The 23,913-nt window shown below is 71.2% G+C and carries 22 protein-coding genes; 16 read left to right on the top strand and 6 right to left on the bottom strand.

Going from position 1 to position 23,913, the window contains the following annotated elements; genetic code table 11:
• Positions 1-128: 128 nt before the first annotated feature.
• Positions 129-998 carry a DUF4232 domain-containing protein gene (locus Bra3105_RS11740; RefSeq protein WP_228356875.1) on the bottom strand — a complete coding sequence of 290 codons (870 nt, stop codon included), beginning with the start codon at positions 996-998 and terminating at the stop codon, positions 129-131.
• 176 nt (positions 999-1,174) lie between these two features.
• On the opposite strand from Bra3105_RS11740, the gene Bra3105_RS11735 reads away from it, so the two are divergent.
• The 4 genes from Bra3105_RS11735 to Bra3105_RS11720 all read left to right on the top strand — a co-directional run bounded on the left by Bra3105_RS11735 (position 1,175) and on the right by Bra3105_RS11720 (position 6,388).
• Positions 1,175-2,026, top strand: a complete 852-nt coding sequence (locus Bra3105_RS11735) for a helix-turn-helix domain-containing protein (RefSeq protein WP_228356872.1) — start codon at positions 1,175-1,177, stop codon at positions 2,024-2,026.
• A gap of 187 nt (positions 2,027-2,213) precedes the next feature.
• A complete protein-coding gene (locus tag Bra3105_RS11730) occupies positions 2,214-3,605 on the top strand; it encodes an MFS transporter (RefSeq protein WP_228356871.1) in 1,392 nt (463 codons plus the stop codon).
• Positions 3,606-3,622: 17 nt separating this feature from the next.
• A complete protein-coding gene (locus tag Bra3105_RS11725; RefSeq protein WP_228356870.1) occupies positions 3,623-5,638 on the top strand; it encodes a D-apionate lactonase family protein in 2,016 nt (671 codons plus the stop codon).
• A gap of 12 nt (positions 5,639-5,650) precedes the next feature.
• Positions 5,651-6,388 carry a FadR/GntR family transcriptional regulator gene (locus Bra3105_RS11720; RefSeq protein WP_228356869.1) on the top strand — a complete coding sequence of 246 codons (738 nt, stop codon included), beginning with the start codon at positions 5,651-5,653 and terminating at the stop codon, positions 6,386-6,388.
• 44 nt (positions 6,389-6,432) lie between these two features.
• On the opposite strand, the gene Bra3105_RS11715 is transcribed toward Bra3105_RS11720, so the two are convergent.
• Both Bra3105_RS11715 and Bra3105_RS11710 read right to left on the bottom strand, forming a co-directional pair.
• The gene (locus Bra3105_RS11715; protein ID WP_228356868.1) at positions 6,433-7,185 is read right to left on the bottom strand and encodes a hypothetical protein; all 753 of its coding nucleotides are present in this window, start codon (positions 7,183-7,185) and stop codon (positions 6,433-6,435) included.
• On the bottom strand, positions 7,178-7,828 hold the full coding sequence (locus Bra3105_RS11710; RefSeq protein ID WP_228356867.1) for a helix-turn-helix domain-containing protein: 651 nt from the start codon (positions 7,826-7,828) through the stop codon (positions 7,178-7,180). Before Bra3105_RS11710 ends, Bra3105_RS11715 begins: the two co-directional genes overlap by 8 nt.
• Before the next feature lie 177 nt (positions 7,829-8,005).
• Here Bra3105_RS11710 and Bra3105_RS11705 point away from each other — a divergent pair, with 177 nt between their 5' ends.
• Together Bra3105_RS11705 and Bra3105_RS11700 are read left to right on the top strand one after the other, a co-directional pair.
• On the top strand, positions 8,006-8,833 hold the full coding sequence (locus tag Bra3105_RS11705) for a sugar phosphate isomerase/epimerase family protein (RefSeq protein WP_228356866.1): 828 nt from the start codon (positions 8,006-8,008) through the stop codon (positions 8,831-8,833).
• A 102-nt stretch (positions 8,834-8,935) separates the two neighbouring features.
• Entirely contained in the window at positions 8,936-9,874 is a 939-nt protein-coding gene (locus Bra3105_RS11700; RefSeq protein ID WP_228356865.1) for a phosphogluconate dehydrogenase C-terminal domain-containing protein, read from the top strand.
• A 163-nt stretch (positions 9,875-10,037) separates the two neighbouring features.
• On the opposite strand, the gene Bra3105_RS11695 is transcribed toward Bra3105_RS11700, so the two are convergent.
• Together Bra3105_RS11695 and Bra3105_RS11690 are read right to left on the bottom strand one after the other, a co-directional pair.
• Entirely contained in the window at positions 10,038-10,799 is a 762-nt protein-coding gene (locus Bra3105_RS11695; RefSeq protein ID WP_228356864.1) for an SDR family NAD(P)-dependent oxidoreductase, read from the bottom strand.
• Between the two features lie 140 nt (positions 10,800-10,939).
• Entirely contained in the window at positions 10,940-11,701 is a 762-nt protein-coding gene (locus tag Bra3105_RS11690) for a triose-phosphate isomerase (protein WP_228356863.1), read from the bottom strand.
• A 654-nt stretch (positions 11,702-12,355) separates the two neighbouring features.
• On the opposite strand from Bra3105_RS11690, the gene Bra3105_RS11685 reads away from it, so the two are divergent.
• The 7 genes from Bra3105_RS11685 to Bra3105_RS11655 all read left to right on the top strand — a co-directional run bounded on the left by Bra3105_RS11685 (position 12,356) and on the right by Bra3105_RS11655 (position 19,865).
• Positions 12,356-13,276 (top strand): sugar phosphate isomerase/epimerase family protein, encoded by a 921-nt coding sequence (locus Bra3105_RS11685; protein ID WP_228356862.1) that lies wholly within the window; start codon positions 12,356-12,358, stop codon positions 13,274-13,276.
• Positions 13,277-13,330: 54 nt separating this feature from the next.
• The gene (locus Bra3105_RS11680) at positions 13,331-14,104 is read left to right on the top strand and encodes an SDR family NAD(P)-dependent oxidoreductase (protein WP_228356860.1); all 774 of its coding nucleotides are present in this window, start codon (positions 13,331-13,333) and stop codon (positions 14,102-14,104) included.
• 98 nt (positions 14,105-14,202) lie between these two features.
• Entirely contained in the window at positions 14,203-15,663 is a 1,461-nt protein-coding gene (locus Bra3105_RS11675) for an MFS transporter (RefSeq protein WP_228356859.1), read from the top strand.
• A 93-nt stretch (positions 15,664-15,756) separates the two neighbouring features.
• Positions 15,757-17,088 carry an MFS transporter gene (locus Bra3105_RS11670; protein ID WP_228356858.1) on the top strand — a complete coding sequence of 444 codons (1,332 nt, stop codon included), beginning with the start codon at positions 15,757-15,759 and terminating at the stop codon, positions 17,086-17,088.
• A 64-nt stretch (positions 17,089-17,152) separates the two neighbouring features.
• Entirely contained in the window at positions 17,153-18,151 is a 999-nt protein-coding gene (locus Bra3105_RS11665; protein ID WP_228356857.1) for a 2-hydroxyacid dehydrogenase, read from the top strand.
• A gap of 88 nt (positions 18,152-18,239) precedes the next feature.
• Complete coding sequence (locus Bra3105_RS11660) at positions 18,240-19,496, top strand: alpha-hydroxy acid oxidase (protein ID WP_228356856.1); 1,257 nt, start codon at positions 18,240-18,242, stop codon at positions 19,494-19,496.
• 87 nt (positions 19,497-19,583) lie between these two features.
• Entirely contained in the window at positions 19,584-19,865 is a 282-nt protein-coding gene (locus Bra3105_RS11655) for a hypothetical protein (RefSeq protein ID WP_228356855.1), read from the top strand.
• 30 nt (positions 19,866-19,895) lie between these two features.
• Here the strand turns inward: Bra3105_RS11655 and Bra3105_RS11650 are convergent, their stop codons facing one another.
• Complete coding sequence (locus tag Bra3105_RS11650; RefSeq protein ID WP_228356854.1) at positions 19,896-20,252, bottom strand: hypothetical protein; 357 nt, start codon at positions 20,250-20,252, stop codon at positions 19,896-19,898.
• A gap of 383 nt (positions 20,253-20,635) precedes the next feature.
• Between Bra3105_RS11650 and Bra3105_RS11645 the strand changes: the two genes are divergently transcribed.
• From Bra3105_RS11645 to Bra3105_RS11635, 3 genes are all read left to right on the top strand, one after another.
• Positions 20,636-21,610, top strand: coding sequence for a 3-hydroxyacyl-CoA dehydrogenase family protein (locus Bra3105_RS11645; RefSeq protein ID WP_228356853.1), 975 nt, complete (start codon positions 20,636-20,638; stop codon positions 21,608-21,610).
• 115 nt (positions 21,611-21,725) lie between these two features.
• On the top strand, positions 21,726-23,066 hold the full coding sequence (locus tag Bra3105_RS11640) for an MFS transporter (RefSeq protein WP_228356852.1): 1,341 nt from the start codon (positions 21,726-21,728) through the stop codon (positions 23,064-23,066).
• A gap of 132 nt (positions 23,067-23,198) precedes the next feature.
• Positions 23,199-23,888: a GntR family transcriptional regulator gene (locus Bra3105_RS11635; RefSeq protein WP_228356851.1), complete on the top strand. Its 690-nt coding sequence runs from the start codon at positions 23,199-23,201 to the stop codon at positions 23,886-23,888.
• Positions 23,889-23,913: the final 25 nt, after the last annotated feature.

Here is a 23,913-nt window from a genome sequence, read left to right as displayed (position 1 = left end):
GCTGATCCTTATCCGTGGCCGTCGGCCCGCTTCCGCAGGTGCAGTCCCGGATCCCCGGTCGCCAGCCCGGATCCCCGGTCGCCGGCCCGGATCCGCGGGCGCCGCCGCTCAGCGACGCGGCGGACCGGTCACTTCATCCCGTGCACCCCGTCGACTGTCAGCCAGTCGACGTCGCCCGCGCAGCCGTGCAGGCCGTCCTGCTCGACGTACGCCGCCTTCTTCGAGCCCGGCGCGTAGATGCGCCAGCCGTCGGCGTCGGTCGCCTTGCACTCGTCGCCGAGGGGGCCGCCGCCGTCGCCCACGTCGACCGCCTTCAGCGACGCCTCGGCGTGGCCGTTGGGGATCAGGACGGCGGCCTTGCCGGCCTGTCCGCGCTGCGCGGCCTTCCCGAGCTGGGTGCCGTTCCCGCCGCCGACGGCGGAGACGCCCGGATACCCGCCGATGCGGCACGGATCGTCGCCGGTGTTCGTGAACGAGATGGTGTACATGACGCTCCCGGCCGCGGGGTCGCCCTGGCTGACGGAGATGTCGAGGTTCGAGGCGGTGCAGTCGGAGACCGTGTCGTTGCTGCCGCCGCCGTCGGCCTTGCCGGATGCGGTCCCGGAGCCCGCCCCCTTGGAGGCGACCGAGGAGTCGTCGTCCGACGACCCCTTGTCCGACGACCCCTTGCCCGACGACCCCTTGCCCGAGGATCCCTTGCTCGAGGAGTCGTCCGAGGGCGTCGAGGAGTCGGAGCTCGCGGACGAGGATCCGTCCGACGCCTCGTCGGAGGACGCGCCGGAGTCGGATGCGCCTCCGCCGTCGGAGGCGCCGTCGGCCGGCTCCTGGTTCGATCCCCCGCCGTCGCTCGCCGCGGAATCGCCGCCCTGCGCCGTGTCCGCGGACCCGTCGTCGGACCCGTTCCCGCAGCTCGCCGCCTCGAGCGCGAGGAGCGTGGTCGCCGAGAGCGCGCAGGCGCTGCGGGTGATGGTGCGGATGCTCATGACGCTGCTGCGCATGATGTCGCCTCGATCCTTCTGCCCGTTGGGGCCTCGACGTTACGCCCCCGGGGCGTCCGGGCAGGCGTGCGGCCCGCGCGCGACCGCCTCCGCACAGCCCCTGGACCGATGCGGGCGGCCCCTGCACCAGCGCGCGCGGCCCCTGGCCCGGCGCGCGCGACGCCTACTGTGATGCCATGGCAGGCTCCCCCGGCTCGAGGTCCGAGGTCGTCGCCGCGGACCAGGGGCTGTGGTGCCGCCGCGGCGACCCGCCCGTCATGGAGACGATGCACCGGCACAACGACATCGAGATCAATGTGGTGGTGCGCGGGGAGCTCCGGTACCTCCATGCGGGCGCTCCGCTCATCGTCCGCGAGGGCCGGATCGCGATGTTCTGGGCGACCCAGCCGCACGGCCTCGTGGACTCCCGACCCGGCGACGTGTGCTGGGTGCACGTCCCGCTCGGGACGGCGATGCGCTGGGGTCTTCCCGAGGACGCGGTGGCGGCCCTGCTGCGCGTCCGGCCGCTGGTGATCGAGGCACCCGATCTGGTGGCGCGCTTCGCGGGGATGACGAGCCTCTGGCTCGAGGAGATCGGCGACCGCACCCGTGAGGAGTTCGCCCTGCTCGAGATCCGCGCCGCGCTGCTGCGGATCCTGCAGACGGAGACCGAGCACGCCTCCCCGGCCGGCCCGTCGGACGGCGGGAGGCGCGGTCTGACCGCCGAGCGCCTGCAGCACGTGCGCACGATGGCGCAGGTGGTGATGGACGGCTTCACGGAGGAGCTCGCCGTGGCCGACGTCGCGAGCGCGGTCCACCTCGCGCCCTCGCACGCGATGACGGTGTTCCGCCAGGCGGTGGACGTGACCATCGGCGAGTACCTCACCATGTGCCGGGTCGCCGAGGCGCAGCGTCTGCTGATCACGAGCGACCTCACCACGGCGGAGATCGCCTCGGCCAGCGGATTCGGCTCGCTCAGCAGCTTCTACAGCCACGTCACGGCCGCGTGCGGCATGGCTCCGCGGGAGTACCGGCGGCTGGGGCGCTGACCCCTGCGCCGCTCAGCACTCCGCCACCCCACCATTGCCCGGTCAACCGGTTGTGGTCTACGGTCTGGCCTGAGCCGCGGGCCCGCGACCTCAGCGCCCCTGCGGCCCCGAAGCCCCCCGCAACCCGCCGCGCCGAGGCCCCGACCCGCGCGCCCGCCGCCGCACACCCACTCGACGAGGAGTCATCGTGGACTCACGCATCCCGCAGCCCGATCCGGCCATCGCCTCCCGCGCGCCGGTGGGCGACTCCCCCGTCCGCTCGCCTGCCGTCGGCCCCGGCTCCCTCGACACCGAACCCGGCCGCCGGTACACGATCTACCTCGTGATCGTCGCGCTGCTGGGCTGGGCGCTCGCGGCCTACGACACCAACCTGTTCAACCTGACCATCGCGGACATCACCTCCGAGCTGGGCATCTCCGCCTCGGCGCTCGGCGTGATGGGCATGCTCGTGTACGCCGCGGAGTTTGCGATCGCGCTGTGGATGGGCCGCGTGATGGACGCCCGCGGCAGACGCTTCGCCTGGATGCTGTGCCTGATCGCGGCCGGCGTGTTCACGGGTCTGACGTTCTTCGTGCAGGGGTTCTGGAGCCTGGTGCTGGTGCGCGCGCTGGCCTCCGGCTTCGCCAACGCAGAGCTCGCGGTCTCCGTGACGCTCGTGAACGAGCAGGTGCCCGCGCGGCGACGCGGCATGCTCTACTCGATCGTCCAGTCCGGGTACACCGTGGGCGTGTTCATGGCCTCGGGGATGTACCTGCTGGTCTCGGGCCTGGGCTGGCGAGCCGTGTTCCTCTTCGGCGTGCTGCCTCTCGTGCTCGTCGCGATCGCCCGCGCGAAGGTCCGCGAATCGCCCCGCTACCTGCACATCCGCTCTCTGCGCGCAGCGCTCGGCCGCGGGGACGAGGCGGAGGTCGCGCGCCTGCAGCGAGTGATGCCCGTGGACGTCCCCCAGCTCGAGAAGGGCACGTTCCGCCAGCTGTTCTCGGCCGCCGGCGGCGTGCGGCGCACGGCCGTGAGCCTCTCGATCACCTGGCTGCTGTACGGCATGTCCTATGTCGCCACGAACATCTACCTCGCCTACTGGATGGCCGAGGTGAAGGGCTGGGCGTCCTCCGCCGTCGCCGCGCTGCTGCTCGTCGGCGGCGCCGCCGGCGTCGTGTTCTACCTGGTGGGCGGGCTCCTGGGCGAGCGCTTCGGCCGACGCTCCGTGCTCATCGGCTCGGCGGCGGCGATCGCCCCGCTCGCGCTGATCATCCTGGTCTCGGATCGCTCGAGCGTGCTGCTGGTCGCGATCTTCCTGCTGTTCCAGGCCACCAACGGCACCTGGTCGGGCGTCGGCTACACCTACCAGGCCGAGGTCTACCCGACCCGCGTGCGCGCGCTCGGCGTGAGCTGGATGAGCGGCATGCTCGTGGGAGGCTTCATGCTGGGCAGTCTGCTGTGGGCGATGCTCACCGCGACCACCTCGCTGAACAGCACGTGGATCATCATCGCCGTGGTCCTCGGCGCCGCTCAGGCCGTGTCGACGCTGTTCCTGCCCCGGGTCGCGCCAGGCCAGGAGCTCGAGGCGATCGCCCGCTGACCCGAGGGAGAGACGACATGACCGACGGAGCAGACCCCATGGTCGACGCGCCCTCCGCACCCAGCGCCCCCAGCGCCCCCAGCGCCCCCAGCGCCCCCAGCGGAGGGACGATCGCCGATGCCCGCACGACGCACCGCCTCGGGCCCTGGTCCCTGCGCTGCGAGGGCGACGAGATCAGCGAGATCGCCTGGCGCGGCACGGTGCTGCTCGAGTCCGTGCGGCCCGCGCTGCGCGACCGCGACTGGGACACCGTGGCCCCGCAGGTTCTCGAGGAGGAGTGGTCGGACCCCGGGTCCGACGGAGCGCTCTCCCCCGATGTCGCCCCGCATATGACCCGCACCCTGCGCGTGCGGTACGTCGGCGCGGGCGGCGCGGCGAGCGCGCTCTCGGTGCTGACGGTGACGCGCGAGCGCCTGAGCCTGCGCTTCACGATCACCCCCGATGCCGCGCTGACCACGAACCGCGTGGGCCTCACGGCGATGCTCCCGCGGGCGATGGCGGGCGACGACGTGGTCGTGACCACGGTGCACGGCGACCGCCGCGACGTCCGCTTCCCCCGGCAGGTCTCCCCGTGGCAGCCGCTGTTCGACATCCGAGCCCTCGACCTCGACCACGCCGGGGAGCGGGCGCGCCTCGAGCTGCTCGGCGACGTGTTCGAGATGGAGGACCAGCGGAACTGGACCGACGCGAGCTTCAAGATCTACTCGCGGCCGCTCGCCCTGCCCTTCCCCTACGAGGTCGCCGCCGGCGAGAGCGTGACCCAGGAGATCACCCTGGTCCCGGAGCCTGCGGCCGCTGCGCCGCAGGCCGCGCCGGGCCAGGCCGCCTCGGCGCAGTCCTCGCTGACACCGACCGCACCGACGCAGCCCGCTCGTCGCCCGTCCGCGCCGGCGCGCCTGGCGGATCTGCTCGCGGCGGCCACCCCGTGCACCTTCCCGCGCCTGGGTCTGGGGGCCACCACGGAGGCGGCGGCGGTGCGCAGCGGCGGTCCGCTGCCGATCTCGGCCGACGTCGGCTTCGACCACCTGATGGTCGAGGTCAGCGAGCGGTTCGGCCCCGAGCAGGTGCTGGCCGCGGCCTCCCGAGAGGCCGCCGCGACGGGCCTGCCCGTCGACCTGCGGATCATCGCCTCCGAGCGCACGGACATCCCCGCGATCCTCGCCGCGGCCGACGCGGCGGGCCTGCCCGTGCGGCGGATCGGCATCGTCGACGAGGCGCGGCACGTGACGACGGCCGAGCTCTGGGAGCGCCTGCGCACCGCCTGCCGGGGACGCGACGCGGAGCTCGTGGCGGGCTCGCGCACCCACTTCACGGAGCTGAACCGCGAGATCCACGCGATCCCCGACGCAGCGCTCCTCTCCTTCCCCTCGACCCCGCAGATGCACATGCGCGAGAGCTGGCACGTGGTCGAGAGCGTGGCCGCGCTCGGGGATGTGCTCGCCTCGGCGCGGATGCTGCGGCCGACGGCGCGGTTGCACCTCGGTCCGCTCACGCTGCGCCCCCGGGTGAACGCGGTCGCGACGCAGGCGGAGCTCGTCGACCGCGCCGACGAGACCGGCTGGGGCGCGCACCTCGTGCCCGGCAGCACGGATCCCCGACAGTGCACCGTCTGGGCGGCCGCCTGGGCCGCCGCCGCCCTCGCGGAGGCCGCGCACGCCGGCGTCGAGACGGTCACCCTGGGCGAGCTCGCCGGTGCGCGCGGCGTGCTCACGGACAGTCCGGAGTCTCCTCTGACCCCGCTGGGCGAGCTCCTGGTCGCCCTCGCGGCCTGGTCGGGAAGGGAGGTGCGCGTGGTACGCGGCCCGGGCGGCCCCGGCACCGCCCTGATCGCGTGCGAGGACGAGGTGCTGCTGGTGAACGCCCGCCTCGAGGACTGGGTGGCGGCGGAGGACGCGGGCACCGGCGGGCCTCTGCGCGTGCCCGCGGGAACCGTGCTCCGCATCGAGGCCGCGACCGCCGCTGAGGCGCTGCTCGGGGTGCCGAACCCCGCGCAGCCCCGCGCGGATGGGACCGGTCCTGGGCCGACGGCTTGATACCTTCACCTCATGCCCGCCTTCTCCGACAGCGCCTCCGACGCGATCGCATCGTCGCTGGCAGCAGTGCCCGCCGGCACCCCTGTCTCCGAGGTCGCACGTCGGCTGCTGGAGCTCCTGACCGGCGGTGACGTCGCCCCCGGCACGCGCCTGCCCCCGGAGCGCCAGCTCGCGACATCCCTCGGCGTGGGCCGCTCGGCGGTGCGCGAGGCCCTCGCGGCCCTCGAGATCCTGGGGATCGTCGACGTGCGGCCGGGATCGGGCACCTACCTGCGCGGATCCGCGAGCGACCTGCTCCCGCAGACCCTGCGCTGGGGCCTCATGATCGGCAAGCAGAACACGGACCAGCTCAACGAGCTCCGTGCGGGGCTCGAGAGCTATACGGCGCGTCTGGCGGCCGACAGGATCTCGGCGGAGCAGCTCGAGACGCTGCGCGGCACCACGGCGACCATGGCCGAGAGCCACGAGGACCTCAAGGCCTTCGTCGCGGCCGACGCCGCCTTCCACGAGGTGCTCGCCACGGCGGCTGACAACGCCATGCTCACCGACCTGCTGCAGGTCACCCGCAGCCTGCTGCGCGTCTACAACGACCGCGCCGTGCGCGACCGCGAGGACATGGAGGCCGCCCACGCGGAGCACGCGAAGATCCTCGCCGCCCTCGAGGAGGGCAACGGCGAGCGCGCGGCCTCGGCGATGGTCGCGCACATGGCGACCGCTCGCGACCGGATCCTCGAGGCCACCGAGGACTGAGCTCGGCGCGCGGTCTCAACAGCTCGAACGATTTCGGGAGACGCTCAGATCATCGGTCGCTCGAGAGTGGACAGCAGGAGCTGCTCCAGCTGGCCCACGCGTCGCCGGCGGCGCGGATCGAGATCGATGCCTTCCTGCGTGCGACGGAGCCCTCGGATCACTCGTAGCCTCTCGCGTCTTCGCAGCCCGATCAGCTCGCGTCTGTCCTGTGGGGTGAGCAGCTCCGAGAGGAGAGAGATGTCCTCGAGGTGCCTCCCCTTTCCCCTGTCGAGCGACACGAGCAGCGCGGAGCACTTCTCGTAGAGAGCTCCGACGAGATCGGGTCGATTGACCATGAGGTCGAAGTCGTCGACACGGACGTGCACTCGCTCCGTGCGATTCAGCCCGAACTGAGCGCCACGCGTGGGCAGAAGCCGTCCCAGCCCCCTGTGGCTGCGATCGAGCAGGTGGGACCCCAGGAACGCGGGAGCGAGAACATCGATCTGCGCATCTCCGCGCACCCATCGATGATCGTGCCCCGCCGGATTCAGTCCGTCCGGCAGAAAGCCCACAGTCTGCATGGCATCGACGATCCGCGCGATGGACCTCGGATCCGAGCGAACATCCAGGATCACGTCGATGTCACGTGTGGCTCGGCCGGCGTCACCTCCTCGCTCGGCCACATGCAGACGGACGAGGCTTCCACCGGCGAGCGACCATCCTGCGGGCATCCGCTCCGACACGTCGGCAAGCCCTCGCCACGAGGCCCTCTCCCGGGGGTCCGCAGTCAGTACGTGTGCTGCCGGGCGGTCAGCCATCCCTTCCCCTCATCAGCTCCGCGAACAGTCGCTCCGCTTCGAGTCGACTGCGTTCCGTGCGGTCGTCGAGAAGGTCTGCGATCACGTGGAGCCTTCGCACCACGGGCGGTGGGTCCTGCACCCTCAGAATGACGTTCGAGCGTGAGCGATCGACTGGCTCGAGCAGGTGGAACAGCTCGATGTCCCGGCAGTCGACCGAGGAGACATAGGCATCGATCACAGGCCCGTACACCTCGGCGTCCGGATGGGACACCCCCGTCGGGACGAGTCGACCCTCCGCCCGGAGCTCGGCAAGGTCATCGTCGCTCGCGAAGAGATGCCGCACCACGAGGCCCGACCGGCGAGCGAACTCGACCACCCGGTCCAGACCCCGCTCCCGCAGCATCGTCGCTCGCTCCCGGGCTCGACGCCTCTCATCAGCGGCCAAGGCGCCGTCATCGAGGTCCATGTACGCGGCGAGCTGGTCGAAGGACTGCACACTGAGCCTGCGCCCCGGACGACGAGCCGCTGCAGGAAGCGCACTCTCGGGGAGCAGCCACGCCCGGCCTGCTCTCTGCGCCTCCAAGGTGCCTGCCTGGATGCGCTGTCGTACGGCACGCGAGGAGATGCCCGCGCGCCGCGCGAAGTCCGACACGGTCAACATGGCAGAATGCTACCGCTATCGGAAGTATTCTGCCATCGTTCGACACCGCCCCCCCTTTTTCGCCGTCGCTCAACCGGTTGACCAATATGCGCTCCCGCGCCTACCCTGGACCCATCACGACCGCGGGCGGTGCACCCTCCCCCGCGCCACGACGAGGTGAGGCGAGAGGTGACGCGAGTGGCCCAGGCCAGCAGTTCTGAGCACCGGATGGACATCGGCATCGGCAGCTACGCCCTGTTCTGGGAGGGCAGCGAGCGCAACCCCGATCGCCTCGGCATCGCGGACATGATCGACCGTGCCGCGCAACTGGACTGCGACGTCTTCCAGATCTGCGACGACGCCCGCATCGAGGGCGCCGACGCCGACGAGCTGGCAGCCCTGCGCGAGCGCGCCGCACGGCACGGCCTGCGCCTCGAGCTCGGCACCCGCACGATCTCCCCCGACCACCTCGCCCGGTACGTCGCGATCGCTCGCGCCCTCGATGCCCGCGTGCTGCGCTCGATGATCCAGACCCATGAGGTCTCCGAGGGCATCGAGCAGGCGGTCCTCGCCCTGCGCACCACACTCCCCCTGCTCGAGTCCGCCGGCATCGCCCTCGCGCTCGAGACCTACGAGCAGCTGCCCACGGAGGACCTGCTGCGGATCGTGCGCGCCCTGGACTCCCCGCTCGTGGGGATCTGCCTGGATCCCGGCAACTGCGTCTCCGCGCTCGAGCATCCGGACGATGTCATCGACGCCGTCGCCCCCTTCACCCTCGACCTGCACGTCAAGGACTTCCGCTTCGCCCGCCAGGAGGGCTGGGTGGGCTTTACCTTCTCCGGCGCCCGCATGGGCGAGGGTCTGCTGGACCTCGACCACGAGCTCGACGCCGTCTACCGCGAGGGCCGACGCCCCGCCGCGATCGCCGAGCACTGGCTGCCCTGGCAGGGCGATGCCGCCACCACGATCGCCCTCGAGCGCGACTGGACCGAGGCGACGCTCGCCGCCCTGCGCGCACGCCGCTGACCCGTCGGCCCGCACCGTCGACCCGCAGCCTCGATCCCATCGACCACTCGACCCCTCGACCCCTCGACCCCCGACTCATCCACCACCGACCAGGAGGACCCCATGACCACCACCGACAGCCGCGAGCTGAACCCGCTGAAGGGCAAGAGCGTCGAGCTCGATCAGAGCCTCACCGTCGCCGTCGTCGGCGCCGCCGGGAAGATGGGCACGCGCGTGTCCAACAACCTCAACCTCACCGACGCGACGATCCACTACTGCGAGTCCTCCCCCGCGGGCATCGAGCGCGTCGAGGCGCTGGGCCGCACCGTGAGCGACATCGACGAGGTCGCCGGCGTGTGCGACGTCGTCATCCTCGCCGTGCCCGACGTGGTCCTCGGGAAGGTCTCCGAGCAGGTCGTGCCGAAGATGAAGTCCGGCTCGGTGCTGCTCACGCTGGACCCCGCCGCCGCCTACGCGGGCCTGCTCGCCACCCAGGACGGCGTGCTGCAGGCGTGCGCACACCCGGCGCACCCCTCGGTGTTCCTCGAGCGCACCAGCGCCGAGGAGTGGGCGGACACCTTCGGCGGCATCGCCGCCCCGCAGGAGGTCGTCGCCGCTCTCGAGGGCGAGGAGGACGCCTCGGCCGGGGCCGACTGCGAGCGCGCCGCCGCGAAGAAGCGCGTCGAGGATGTCATCCGCGCGATCTACGCCCCCGTGATCGACGTGCACTGGGTGACGGTCAAGCAGCTCGCCCAGCTCGAGCCCACGCTCGTGGAGACCACCGGCTGCATGATCGGCCAGTTCCTCAAGGACTCCATGGACTACGCGATCACCGAGCAGGGCATCCCGGAGGACGCCGTGAAGGCGATCTTCTACGGGCACATCTTCATCTCGCTCACCAACGCCCTGCGCGGCTCGAACCCGTTCTCCGACGCCTGCCTGCTGGCGATGGACTACGGCCGCGAGTCGATCATCCGCGAGGACTGGCAGAAGATCTGGAAGGACTCCGAGCTCGACTCCGTCATCGCCAAGATGCTGAAGATCGACGCCGTGAAGCGCTGACCCGGCCGGATCGACCGACGAGAAGGGCCGCCCTCGAGGGAACTCTCGAGGGCGGCCCTTCCGCTGAGCGCAGGGAGCGCGCGAGGCCCGAGCGGGAGATCCGGCGGGCCCGTGGACATCAGGCCGTCACGGCCACCACGACGTCAGTCCGCACCCGCGCCGGTCACAGCGAGGTCATGCCGCCGTCCACGCGGAAGATCGCTCCGGTGGCGAAGCTGGACTCATCGCTCGCGAGGTAGACCATGATGCCGGTGACGTCGTCGGGGGTGCCCGCACGGCCGAGCGGCGTGCGGCCGACGATGCCCTCGCGGGCGCCGGGATCCTCGGAGATGGTGGTGACCAGCGAGGTCTCGGTATACCCGGGGACGACGGTGTTCACGCGGATGTTGTCGCCCGCGTACGCCATCGCGGTCGCGCGCACGAGGGAGTGGATGCCGCCCTTCGTGGAGCTGTAGGCGGCGAAGTCGGCGCCCTCTCCGTTCAGGCCCGTGGGGCTGCCGGTGCAGATGATGGAGCCGCCGCCGCTCGCGAGCAGCGCGCGCACGCCGTGCTTGACGGTGAGGAAGGTGCCCGTGAGGTTCACCGCGAGGGTCCTGTTCCAGGCCTCGAGCGGCACGTCGGCGGTCTTCGCGTCCTGGCCGAACAGCTGCACGCCGGCGTTCGCGACGATGACGTCGGGCGAGGCGCCGCGCGCGGTGAGATCCGCGTACGCGGCCTCCACGCTCTGCTCGTCCGAGACATCCATGCGCACGGCCTGGGAGCCGGACGCGTCGGCCGCCTCGCGGGCCGTCTGCTCGTCGATGTCGGAGTAGACCACGCGCGCACCCTCCGCTGCGAAGCGGTCGGCGATCGCGCGGCCGATCCCGGAGCCGGCGCCCGTGACCAGGGCGGTCCTGCCGTCGAGGCGCGGGGTGCTGGGTGTCATCGGTCCTCCATCGTCGGGGGTGCGGGCGGGCGGCCGGTCGGCGGCTCGGGCGTCAGCACCCGATGCGACCAACCGGTTCACCACTCACGGTCAGAGTAGTGCCTCCCGAACCCGCGAGCCAGGCCCCGGACCCGGCGGGGTCACCCCCTCGCGTGCTCCGTCCCGATGCGCAGCAGCTCGAGGTACCCCTCGACCTTCCACGCGGTGCGACCGACGAACAGTCCGGTGACGTGCTCGATCCCGAGCAGATCGGCCGCGTTCTCGAGGTTCACCGAGCCGCCGTACAGCAGACCCTTCACGCGCCCCGTGTACTCGGCGCCGAGGGCCGCGAAGGGCTCCACGAGCTCCTCGACGGTGGCCGGGCGCCCCTTCTCCCCGATCGCCCAGATGGGCTCGTAGGCGATGACGACGTCGGCGAGCTGCTCCTCGGTGAGTCCCTCGAGGGCGCCGCGCGCCTGCTCGAGGATGAAGGCGGAGGAGCCCCCGGCGTCCTTCACCTCGGCGCTCTCGCCGATGCACAGCAGGGGCGTGAGCCCGTGCCGCAGCGAGGCTGCGACCTTGAGGCGCGTGGTCTCGACGGTCTCGCCGAAGTGCTCGCGGCGCTCGGAGTGGCCGATCTCGACGATCTGCGCGCCCGCGTCCTTCGCCTGCGGCACGGAGACCTCGCCGGTCCATGCGCCGGCGTCCTCCCAGTGCGCGTTCTGCACGCCCAGCAGTACGGGCGAGTCCTCGCCGAGGATCTGCGCGACGGTCGTCGTGGCGGTGAAGGAAGGGATCACGAAAGGCTGCACGCCCTCGGGGGCGCGGCCGTCCAGGTGTCCGACGAGCGCCGACGCCCACTCGCGCGCCTCGGCGAGGGTCTTGTTCATCTTCCAGCTGGTGCCGATCCAGAGGGGCTGCATGGGGGTGGTTCCTCGCTGTTCGTGGTGGTGCAGAGCGGTGGTGGCGCAGAGCCCTGACGGTCCGGCGGCTCGCGACGTGAGCGGATCGCACGGACCCCGGAGACGAGGACCGCCGTCGACCTTCGGGAACGGTCGGCCGCACGGGAACGCTACCGGGAGGCGTTCCCGCGGGAACGCAGACTCTCGCCGGTCGAGCCGATTCTTCCCGATCGGCGGGACGGATCGCCGCCGACGCCCGATGCGCGGACTCGGTGAAGGGCGGATTCGCGGCAGCATGCCGGTCGAGGTGTCGGGGCGTGACGAGTTGCGGTGGGTTTTCGATCCCATCCGCTCGCCGCGAGTCCGTCGGCCTGCACGACATTCCGTCGCTCTTCCACCGCAACTCGCAGCCTCCAGGACCCCCGCCCCTCACCGCTCACCCCTTACCCCTCGCCGGAGCGGGAGCCGGAGCCGGAGCAGGCCGAAGGCACGCACCCGTGCCGGGACCACGCGCCCCACTCCCCGAGCGCGGCGGACGAGCTTGAGCCCGGCACACGACCCTGACCACGGTGGGCGATCCTATAGGTGGCACCCACGCGCACTCCGCAAGCCCGCTTGACATCGACCCTCGTTGCAGAAATCCTATAGGAACAGTCGTCGCGAAGGAGACCGAAGATGCTCACTGCCGAGTCCTGGCCGATCGCCGCCAACATGCTCTCGTTCGGCGCCACCGCGCCCGACGGCGGCCACATCAAGGACGCGCCCGCGAGCGTGTGGGCCTCCCAGATGCGCCAGGCCCGCGACCTCGGCATCTCCCAGATCGACCCGACCGACGCCTGGGTGCCCCTCGCCCGTCTGAGCGACGCACGGGTCGAGGAGTTCCGCAGCACCCTGGAGGACGCGGGCCTCACCATCCCCTCGATCTCCATGACCCGCAGCTCCGTCGTCGACCGCGAGAAGGGCGAGGACTTCCTCGCCGAGGCTCACCGACTGCTGGACATCGCACCGAGCTTCGGGGCGAGCGTCGTGAACATCGGCTTCATGCAGACCCTCACCCCCGCCCAGGCCGACGCCGTCTGGTTCTGGCTCGAGGACGGCCACCACGACGACCCGGCGCTGCGCGATCTCGCCATCGAGCGCACCCGCGAGCTGGGCGATCACGCGAAGGCGAACGGCCTCCAGCTCAGCCTCGAGATGTACGAGGACACCTACGTCGGCACCCCCGAGGACGCCGTCGCGTTCCTGAAGGACGTGGACCACGAGGCCGTCGGCCTGAACCCGGACCTCGGCAACCTGGTGCGCCTGCACCGCCCGATGCCGCACCCGAGCGACATGTACGAGACGGTGCTGCCCCACGCGAACTTCTGGCACATCAAGAACTACACGCGGGACTTCGACCCGGCGACCGGCGCCTACACCTCGGCGCCCATGCCGCTGAAGTACGGCTACGTGAACTACCGGCAGGTCATCCGCCGGGCCCTGGAGCTCGGGTACACCGGACCCTTCTGCTGCGAGCACTACGGCTCGGACTCCCTGGGCGTGATCGCCGAGAACATCCAGTACATCCGCCAGGTGCTCGCCTCCGCGCTCGCCTGAGCACGCCCGCCCCAGCGTCACCCCGCACCACCCCACCTCTGCGAAGGAGCAGCAATGACCAGCACGTTCCCCGAGAACCGCACCGCCGTCGTCACCGGGGCGGGCGCCCCGCGCGGCATCGGCCGCCACGTCGCCCGCGCCCTCACCGACGTCGGCTGGGACGTGGCAGTCCTCGACATCGACGAGGCCGCCGTGAAGGAGTTCGCGACCGAGCTCGCCTCCGAGTCCGGCCGCACTGTGGTCGGCGTCGGCGTCGACATCTCCGACAAGGAGTCCGTCGAGGCCGCCTTCGCGATCATCGACCGCGAGCTGTCGCCCGTGCTCGCCGAGGTGAACCTCGCCGGCATCCCCAGCCCCCACACGATCTTCGAGCTCGACGCCGAGATCTGGGACCGCGTCATGGACGTCAACGCCAAGGGCACCCTGTTCATGATGCAGGCCGCGGCGACCCGCATGATCGACGGCGGCCACGGCGGACGCATCGTCAACACCTCCTCGATCACCGCCTACGACGGCGGCGGCACCTTCTCCAAGACCGGCTACGCCGCAGCGAAGGCCGCCGTGCTGGGCCTGACCCGCGGCGGCGCCCGCGAGCTCGGGAAGCACGGCATCACCTGCAACGCGATCGTGCCCGGCCCCATCGACACCGACATCATGGGCGGCACCCTCACCGACGAGCGCAAGGCCGGGATGTCCTCCGACATCCCGCTGCAGCGCGTCGGTCAGCCGCAGGAGGTCGCGTGCCTCATCAAGTTCCTGGTCAGCGAGGACTCCAGCTTCGTCAACGGGGACGCCGTCTTCGTCGACGGCGGCAAGCACATGGTCTGACCCTGCCCGTCGGCCGGGCCCGCGCGACTCCCGCAGCACCCGCCGCATGCCCTGCGCGTGCCCGGCCGACCCCTCCTGCACGTCCTGAGGAGCATTCCGTGACGACGACGTCATCCCCCTCCGGCAACGGTCCGGAGCAGCCCACCACCGCGACGACCGACGCCCGGTCCGCGACCCGGGCTGCGCGCCCCGCCCATCCCGAGCACACCGCCCGGTCCGTGCGCACCGTCGACGAGGCGGAGGAGCTCGCCTTCTCCCCCGAGGTCGCCTCGGCCACCCGCAAGGCCCGCTGGCGGCTGCTGCCCTTCCTCATGCTCATGTTCGTGATCGCGTTCATCGACCGCTCGAACATCGGCTTCGCCGAGGAGTCCCTCGAGGTCCACGCCGGCCTCGGGGCCGCGGCCTACGCCTTCGGCGCGGGGCTGTTCTTCATCGGCTACGCGGTCTTCGAGGTGCCCTCGAACCTGATCATGCACCGGGTCGGGGCGCGCTGGTGGATGGCGCGGATCATGGTCTCGTGGGGTGTGGTCGCCGGCCTGTTCATGTTCACGACCGGGCCGGTCATGTTCTACGTCCTGCGGTTCCTCCTGGGCGTCGCCGAGGCGGGCTTCTTCCCCGGCGTGATCCTGTACCTCACCTACTGGTTCCCGCGGCGCACGCGCGGCCAGGCCACGGCCCTGTTCTACCTGGGACTGCCGATCGCGAACGTCGTCGGCGGACCCCTGTCCGGCGGGCTCCTCGAGCTCGACGGCGTGCTCGGGCTGCACGGCTTCCAGTGGATGTTCCTGCTCGAGGGCCTGCTCGCGGTGATCGTCGGCGTGGTCGCGATCTTCGCGCTCACCGACCGCCCCGCCCGCGCCCGCTGGCTCAGCGCCGGCGAGCGCGACGCCCTCGAGGGGGTCCTCGCCGCCGAGGCGCAGACCAAGGAGCAGGTCGCGAAGTTCTCCTGGTGGCGGGCGCTGCTGACCTCGCGGGTGCTCTACTTCGCCCTCATCTACCTCACCATTCAGGTCGCCGTGTACGGCCTCACGTTCTTCCTGCCCGCGCAGGTCGCGAGCATCACCGGCCGCGAGGTCGGATTCCTGGTGGGACTGCTGGTCGCGATCCCGTGGCTGTGCGCGCTGGTCGTGAACCTGTTCGTCGGCCGATTGGCGGACCGGCGCGCCGCCTACCGCTCGACCGCGACGCTCATGCTCGCCCTCTCGGGCGTGGGACTGGCAGCGAGCGCCTTCCTCAGCCAGCCCGTGCTGGCGATGGCCGCGCTGTGCCTCGCGGCGATCGGCTTCGTCTCCGCGCAGCCGATCTTCTGGAACATCCCCACCGGCTACCTCTCCGGCGCCGCCATGGCGGCGGGCGTCGGCCTCATCAACGGGCTCGGGAACCTGGGCGGCTTCATCGCCCCGAACCTGCGCTCGTGGATGGTGACCGCGTTCGACAGCGAGGCCGCCGGCCTCGTGATGCTCGCGATCGCCCCCTTCGTCGGCGCCCTCCTGGTCGCCGGCACCGCCCTGTTCGAACGACGCGACCGCGTTGTCCGGACGGGTCCGGGCGCCGCCTGAGGCCGCCGGGATCCGTCGGCCGACGGGCCCGTCGGCCCCTCCCCCACCCGAGCACCGCCGCTCCCCTCCCCTCACCTCCCCGAGAAGGTCACCATGAGCCTCGACGCCGAGGACGCCCGCCGCGCGCGGGACCACCGGAAAGTCCGCAACCTCCGCTACGTCGTGCTGATCTGGCTGCTGCTGGCCGGGGTCCTCAACTACATGGACCGCGCGTCGGTCTCCATCGCCGCGCCCCACATGATCGACGAGCTGGGGCTCACCCAGACCGACATCGGGCTGATGGGCAGCGTGTTCTCCTGGACCTACGCGATCTGCCAGCTGCCGGTGGGATACCTCATCGACAAGGTCGGCCCGCGGCGCATGTACTTCCTGGCCGTGGGCCTCTGGTCGATCGCCTCCGCGCTCATGGCCGCCGGCCACACGCTGGGCCACTTCCTGCTGTTCCGCGTGCTGCTGGGCATCGGCGAGTCCCCGAACTCCCCTAACTGCTCGAAGATCTCCACTCACTGGTTCCCGCGCTCCGAGCGCGGGCAGGCGGCCGGGATCTGGGACTCGGGCTCGAAGTGGGGCTCGGCGATCGCCCCGCCCGTGCTCACGGTGCTCATGCTCGCCTTCGGCTGGCGCGCGATGTTCCTGGCCCTGGGCGTCGCGGGCATCGTGCTCGCCGCCGCCTTCTGGGCGTTCTACCGCTCCCCCGAGGACGCCAAGCGCCTCTCCGACGAGGAGTACCGGCACATCCTCGCGGGCCGGGACGCCGTCGAACCGGCCGACGCTCCGAAGATCCCCTGGCTCAAGCTGTTCACGTTCCGCCAGACCTGGGGCATGATGCTCGGCTTCTTCACCTCGATCTGGATCTGGAACATCTTCATCACCTTCCTGCCGCTGTTCCTCCAGAACTCCCTGGGCGTCTCCATCGCCGGGACCGGCGGTGTCGCGGCGATCCCCTACGTCGTCGCCGCGCTCGGCGCGATCTTCGGCGGCCGCATCACCCTGGTCCTCGCCCGACGCGGCCGCAGCCCGCTCGCCTCGAAGCGGGTCGTGCTGGTGATCGCCTCGATCGCGACCGGCGTGCTCCTGTGCCTGGTGCCGCTGGTGCACACGCTCGCCCTCGCCCTGGTCGTGCTCAGCCTCGCGCTGGGACTCATCGCGCTCGTGCAGGCGCAGGCCTGGGCCGTGACCTCGGACATCGTGCCCGACGCCTACGCGGCCCGGTTCGGGGGCATCATGAACTTCGGCGGCTACTTCGGCGGCGCGCTCGCCCCGGTGATCACCGGCATAGTCTTCGACGCGACCGGCAGCTACTCGCCCTCGTTCGTGCTCGCCGGGGTCATCGCGGCCTGCGGCGCCCTGTTCTTCGGGCTGCTGATCCGGCGTCCGATCCCGCAGCGCGCGGCGGCCGAGGCCTCGGAGGCGGCGGCCGCATGACCGCCCCCGCACCTGCCGCTCCTACCAACCCCACCACTCCCACCACTCCCACCAGGAGGCTCCCATGAGCAGCACACCCTGGCGCCTCGCCGTCGCCGCCGAGGGCATCGACGCGTCCGGCCGCACCATCCACGGCGACATCGGCCTGGGCTCGCTCGCCGAGCACGGCATCGAGTGGTCGCCGATCGACGTGACCCGGCAGGAGCTCACGGCCGAGGCGCTGCACGGGTTCGACGCGGTGCTGCTGATGGGCGAATCCCCCTTCGGCGCAGAGCAGCTGGGTGAGGAGACGACGATCAAGCACGTCGCGCGCTTCGGGGCGGGCTTCGACCAGGTCGACCTCGCCGCCTGCGCGGCCCGCGGGATCCCGGTGACCAACGCGCCCACGGGCCTGCGCGTGCCGATGGCCCACGCCGCACTGACCCTCCTGTTCGCCCTCGCCCACCAGCTCGTCCCGAAGTCGCAGCTGGTGCGCACGGGCCGCTGGGACCAGCGGGCCGGACTGCGCGGGCGCGGACTCGCGAGCGCCACGATCGGCGTGATCGGCCTCGGCGGCATCGGCCGCGAGACCGTGCGCCTGCTGCGCGGGCTGGGCCTCGAGGTGATCGCGTACAACCGCACGCCCCGCCCCGAGTTCTGCGCCGAGCAGGGCGTCGAGCAGGTGGATCTGCCGGAGCTGCTGCGCCGCAGCGACTTCGCGATCCTAACCGTCTCCTCGAACGCGCAGACCCGGCACCTCATCAGCGCGCGCGAGCTCGAGGACCTCGGGGCCGACGGGCACCTCATCAACGTCGCCCGCGGCGCGGTCGTCGACGAGGAGGCGCTCGTCGAGGCGCTGCGCGAGGGCACCATCGCCGGCGCCGCCCTCGACGTCTTCGAGACCGAGCCGCTGCCGACGACGAGTCCGCTGCTCGAGCTCGACAACGTGCTGCTGACGCCGCACTCGCTGTGCTGGACCGCGGACTTCACGGCCGCCACCGGCGCCGAGGCCCTCGGCGAGGTGATCGCCGTGGCCGAGGGCCGCGCGCCCGCGCACCTGGTGAACGACCCCCGCCCGTCCTGACCGACCGCCTGTTCAGCCGCCTGTTCAGCCGCCTGACCGACCGTCCGATCCCGTAGTCCGACCCCGCCGCCCGATCCGAGGAGGAGACATGCCCGAGAATCCGCTGTCCGGAGCCGTCGAGTTCGCGAAGATGATCGCCGCGGGCGGTCTGCGCGTCGATCCCGTCGAGTCCGCCCCGTCGGTCGAGGACTTCCGCGACCTCGCGAGACGACGCCTGCCGAAGATGGCCTTCGACATCATCGACGGGGCCTCGAACCACGAGATCACGAAATCCGTGAACGAGGAGGACCTGCGCCGGGTGAGGTTCCGGCCCCGGTGGCTGACCGACATCTCGCACGTCGACATCTCCACCGAGGTCGACGGGATGGCGCTCGCCCGCCCCTACGTGCTGGGTCCCCTGGGTCTGCAGCGCATGATCGGCGGCACCGGCGAGCTGCCCGCCGTGCGGGCGGCCGGGAAGGCGGGGATCCCGTTCACGATCTCCACCGCCTCGAACTGGTCGATGGAGGAGATCGCCGACGTCGCGACCGGGCCGCTCTGGTACCAGCTGTACATGTACAAGAGCGAGCGGATCGTCACCAACCTGATCCAGCGCGCGAAGGCCATCGGCGCCGAGGCCATGGTGGTCACGGTCGACGTCCCCCTGAACGGCAAGCGCTACCGCGACCACCGCAACGGCATGTCGATCCCGCCCAAGGTCACCGCGCGCAACGCCCTGGAGGCGGTGCGGCACCTGGACTGGACGCTCGCGGTCATGCGTCCGCCGGCCATCGGCTTCCGCAACCTGGTGGGCGAGATCCAGGGCGACAACGCCGTCTCGCACCAGGAGTTCGTCGCGAAGTACCTCGCGAACCTTACGCTGACCTGGGAGAACATCGAGGACGTGCGCCGCCAGTGGGACGGGCCGCTGTACATCAAGGGGATCCTGACGCCGGAGGACGCTCTGCGGGCGAGCAAGGTCGGCGCGCAGGGCATCTACGTCTCCAACCATGGCGGGCGCCAGCTCGACTCGTCCCCCTCCACGATCAGCGTGCTGCCGAGCATCGTGGACGCCGTGGGCGAGGACATGACCGTCGTCTTCGACTCCGGCGTGCGCACGGGAGACGACATCGCCAAGGCTCTCGCCGTCGGCGCGGACCTCGTCTCCGTGGGCCGCGCCTGGGGCTACGCGAACGCCGCCGCCGGCGAGCGCGGTGTCACCCGGGTCATCGACATCCTCGACGAGGAGCTCGCGCTCGCCATGGGCCAGCTCGGCGCGACCAGCATCGGGGCGCTGGACCGCGGGTTCGTCGACTACCCCGAGGCGTGGCACCGGGTGGGGCTGCATCGGGAACCGGAGGGCTGAAGCCAGGAACGGCCGACGGAACATCCGAGCGGGCACACAGCTCGGAAGGCCCACCGCCTCGGGCGAGCACTCTCCTAGGGTGAAGGCATGTGGATCGTCATCGCCCTGCTGGCTGCAGGTGCAGTCTTCGGGTTCCTCGTCAGGCTCGCGACCCGCCCGATACGGACCCTGGTACACACGCTGAGGGTTCTCCTCTTCGCGCTCGGCGTGCTGATCCTGATCATCTACTTCGTCGTGGGTGGAGATGTGCCCGATGAGAGCCGCGCCGAGCTCATCCCCATCATCGCTGCGGCATTCGGAGCGTGGCTTCTCACGTTCGTCATCCCCGCAGTTCTCGGGCTGCTGATCGGATCCCGCGACCGGGGCTGAACTGCACCGACCGTCCGCGGAGCGCTCCCCTCACGCGCCACCCGTCGCCTCGCCCCTCCGCACCACCATCGCATCGAGCGCGACCATCCGCGCCACGAGATCGAAGAGCGCACCGTCCACACGGGGAACGCTCACGTGCTCCCCCTCGATCAGCGGTCCCATGCCGGAGAACCAGACCCGCGGCGGAGGATCCCAGCGCGCGAGCTCGAGCCAGACGGCCGACTCCTCCTCACCGCAGAACCAGTGCAGGAGAACAGTCGCCGTCCCCGCGTCCGGTAAGCCGACGTCGTGCGCGTCGAGCAGGATGCTGACTCCCACCATCTCGGGGTCGTCGGTGGGCTCGGAATGGACGTCCCGCAGCAGACCGCTTCCGGAAAGGGAGAGCATCGGCACCTCCGTGGGCCACGCGCTGACTGATGCGTGAACCCTACGGGACTCGGCGCTGCGCACCTCCGGTCCAGCTGTCGGCTCAGCCCCCGGCGCCGCTGCCGACTCACCTTCCGACGCAGCGTCTTCCTACACGATCGCCCCGCACATCCATCGCTTCGCGCTCCGTCGCCCACCGCGTCGACTGGAGCTCCGGAACACACTGGCGCATATCCAATAGGATCTATAGGGTTGAGGCATCGCGTCGCAGGCGACTCCGGATGCCTCCGGAGGCCCCGCGCGCAGGACGAGTCGCGGACCGTCGCGCCCGCGCACACTCGCTTCACGCGCACGCACGCCTCGCACCCCGCGAACCCGCGAACCCCGGACGAAGGAGTCTTCTCATGACCATCAGCACCGTGACCGTCGTCGGAGCCGGCTACATGGGCGGAGGCATCGCCCAGGTGCTGGCCATGGCCGGCCTTCCCGTGCAGATCGCCGACGTGAGCGTCGAGGCCGCCGACGCCGCCCTCGAGCGGATCCTCGGTGAGGCCCGCGCGAGCGAGGACCAGGGCCTCGTGCCCGCCGGCAGCGCCGACTCGGTCGCCGCGCACCTGAGCGCCGGGAAGACCATCGAGGAGGCCGTGGCCGACGCCGATTTCATCGAGGAGGTCGTCTTCGAGGATCCCGCCGTGAAGAAGGAGGTGCTGGGCCGCATCTCCGCCGCGGCCCGGCCCGACGCGATCATCGGCACGAACACCTCGACGATCCCCGTGCACGTGCTGGCGCCCGCCGTCACCGGTCCCGAGCGCTTCCTGACCGTGCACTTCTCCAACCCGATGCCGTTCATCCCCGGCGTGGAGCTGGTCGCCGGGGAAGCCACCACCCAGGAGGCGATCGACGCGATCAAGGACCTGCTGGCCCGCGCCGACTGCGAGGGCGCGCAGGTCGCCGATACCCCCGGGATGGTCCTGAACCGCCTGCAGTACGCGCTGCTCAAGGAGGCCACGAGCGTGGTCGAGGAGGGCGTGGCGACGGTGGACGACGTGGACACGATCGTGCGCACCACCTTCGGCTTCCGCCTGGGCTTCTTCGGTCCCTTCGCGATCGCCGACCAGGCGGGCCTGGACGTCTACGCGAACTGCTTCCGCACCTTCGAGGAGGCCTACGGTGAGCGTCTGGCGACCCCGGAGCTGCTGAAGGACGCGGTCGCCGAGGACCGCAAGGGCCTGAAGAACGGTCACGGCCTCGTCGAGGACTACGACGAGGCGACGACGGCCGAGCTCATCGCCTACCGCAACAAGGCCTATGCCCGCATGCGCGAGGTGCTCCGCGAGCTGGGCCCCGCACCGCGCGGGACGAAGCGCACGTCGGCCTGAGTAACCCCTCCCCCTTCGCACCGCACGGTGCCCGTCCCTGTGGGACGGGCACCTCGCTCACCCTGCCCACCATCCGACACGGCCCCGCCCCGGGGCCCGCATCCGAGGAGTCATCGTGGACTCGACCCCTGCCGTCGACGAGCGCGCCCTGATCAAGAAGATCACCTGGCACATCGTCCCCTTCGTGATGGTGCTGTACACCATCGCGTACATCGACCGCTCCGTGATCGGTTACGCGAAGCTGCAGATGTCCACGGACATCGGCCTGAGCGACGCCGCCTTCGGGCTCGGCGCCGGACTGTTCTTCCTGGCCTACTTCCTGTTCGAGGTGCCCTCCAACTACCTGCTGCCCAAGGTGGGACCCCGCATCTGGTTCGCGCGGATCCTGTTCACCTGGGGCCTGATCACGGCGCTCACAGCGCTGACGCCGTCGACCGAGGTCTTCTACGTGCTGCGCTTCCTGCTGGGCGTCGCCGAGGCCGGCTTCTACCCGGGCGTGCTCTACTACCTCACCTTCTGGTTCCCTCAGCGCCACCGCACGAAGGCGACCGGGACGTTCGTGCTCGCCGCCCCGATCGCGTTCCTGGTCATGAGCCCGCTCGCCGGGTCCATCCTGGGGCTGGACTGGCTGGGACTGCGCGGCTGGCACTGGCTGTTCGTGCTCTCGGGCCTGGCTGCCATGATCGCCGCGGTGCCCACCCTGAAGTGGCTGCGGGACACCCCGCGCTCCGCCCCGTGGATCACAGCGTCCGAGGCCGACTGGATCGAGGACCAGCTGGAGAAGGACCGTGCGGAGCTGGGCCAGCAGTCCCACGCGAACCCCTGGAAGGCGCTCGGCTCGAAGTACGTGTGGGTGTTCGCGCTGCTGTTCTTCCCCTCGACGGTCGGGATCTACGGGCTGAGCTTCTGGGTGCCCACGGTGGTGAGCGCGTTCAGCGGATCGGACGTCGCCACCGGCTGGCTCTCCGCGATCCCGTACGTGTTCGGCGTGATCGGCATCTTCGTGACCTCGCGCCTCGCCTCACGGATGCGGGAGAACTGGATCCCGCTGATCGTCATCTACATCGGCAGCGCGGTGGGCATCCTGCTGTCGGCGCTCGCGCCGGCCGGACTCCTGCAGCTGGCGGCGATGTCCATGGCCGCGTTCTTCCTGTACTCGGTGGCCGGCGTGTTCTGGGCGCTGCCCACCCGCTACCTCGTGGGCGCGACCGCGGCGATCGGCATCGCGTTCGTGAACTCCTTCGGCAACATCGGCGGGTTCGTCGGCCCGTACGTGGTCGGCGCGGTCTCCGAGGCCACGGGCAAGGCCGCCAACGGCATGTACTTCCTGGGCGCCGTGCTGATCCTCGGCGCGATCGGCACCGCCATCGGCATGCGCGTCTGGGCGGGCCGGAACCCCGAGCAGGTCGAGACGGTCGGCCGACGCGGCGAAACGGTCGCACCCCGGAACGGCTGATCCGTCGCCCGCGGATCGGCGCGCCCTGCTCGTCACCTCGCACCGGCGGCCCGCAGATTCCTGCACGCGTCGCATCACCGATCCTCTAGGATCCGGAATGCGACGCGTGCACCCGACCGAGCAGGAGACCCCATGGCGAGCAAGCGGCAGGTGCTGCGGGCGGACGTGCAGGAGGGCATCCAGAACCGTCTCGTACAGGGCAATTGGCGCCCCGGGTCGCGGCTGAGCATCGACGGCCTCGCCCGCGAGCTCGAGGTCTCCCCCACGCCGGTGCGCGAGGCACTGGTCGCGCTCGAGCGCTCCGGGCTCATCGAGTACAAGGCCCTCAAGGGCTTCGTGGTCGCACCGCCGCTGAGCGCCGAGCAGATCGACGAGCTCATCGACGCGCGCCTCATCCTCGAGACCGCCGCCTTCACCCGCGCCTTCCACGACTGGGAGGCGCTGCTGGAGGACCTGCGCGCCGCCCATGCCGCGCACACCGCGATCGCCGACCGGATCGCCGTCGCCGGCGAGCCCGACTACTCGTTGCTGCACGAGTACTTCGACGCCGACGCCGCCTTCCACGAGGCCCTGTTCACGCACGCCGGCAACCACTATCTCGGGTCGATGCGCGAAGTCCTGAACACTCATGGCCATCGCATGCGCCAGACCTGGTCGGAGGGCCCCGAGCAGATCGATGCCGCCGAGGCCATCACCGAGCACGAGGCGATCCTGGCCCGGATCGCCGAGCACAACCATGACGGTGCGCTCGAGGCGCTGCGGCGCCACCTCGAGGGCGTGCGCGAGCGCTCGGGAGCGATGGCCGACGCCGCCGAGGAGTGATCGGACCGGGGGCCTCGGACCGGTA

Source organism: Brachybacterium halotolerans subsp. kimchii (assembly GCF_020792675.1).
Taxonomy (GTDB): Bacteria; Actinomycetota; Actinomycetes; order Actinomycetales; family Dermabacteraceae; genus Brachybacterium; species Brachybacterium halotolerans.
The sequence above is the reverse complement of the archived record's forward strand: the minus strand, read 5'-3'. Positions and strand labels throughout refer to the sequence as shown.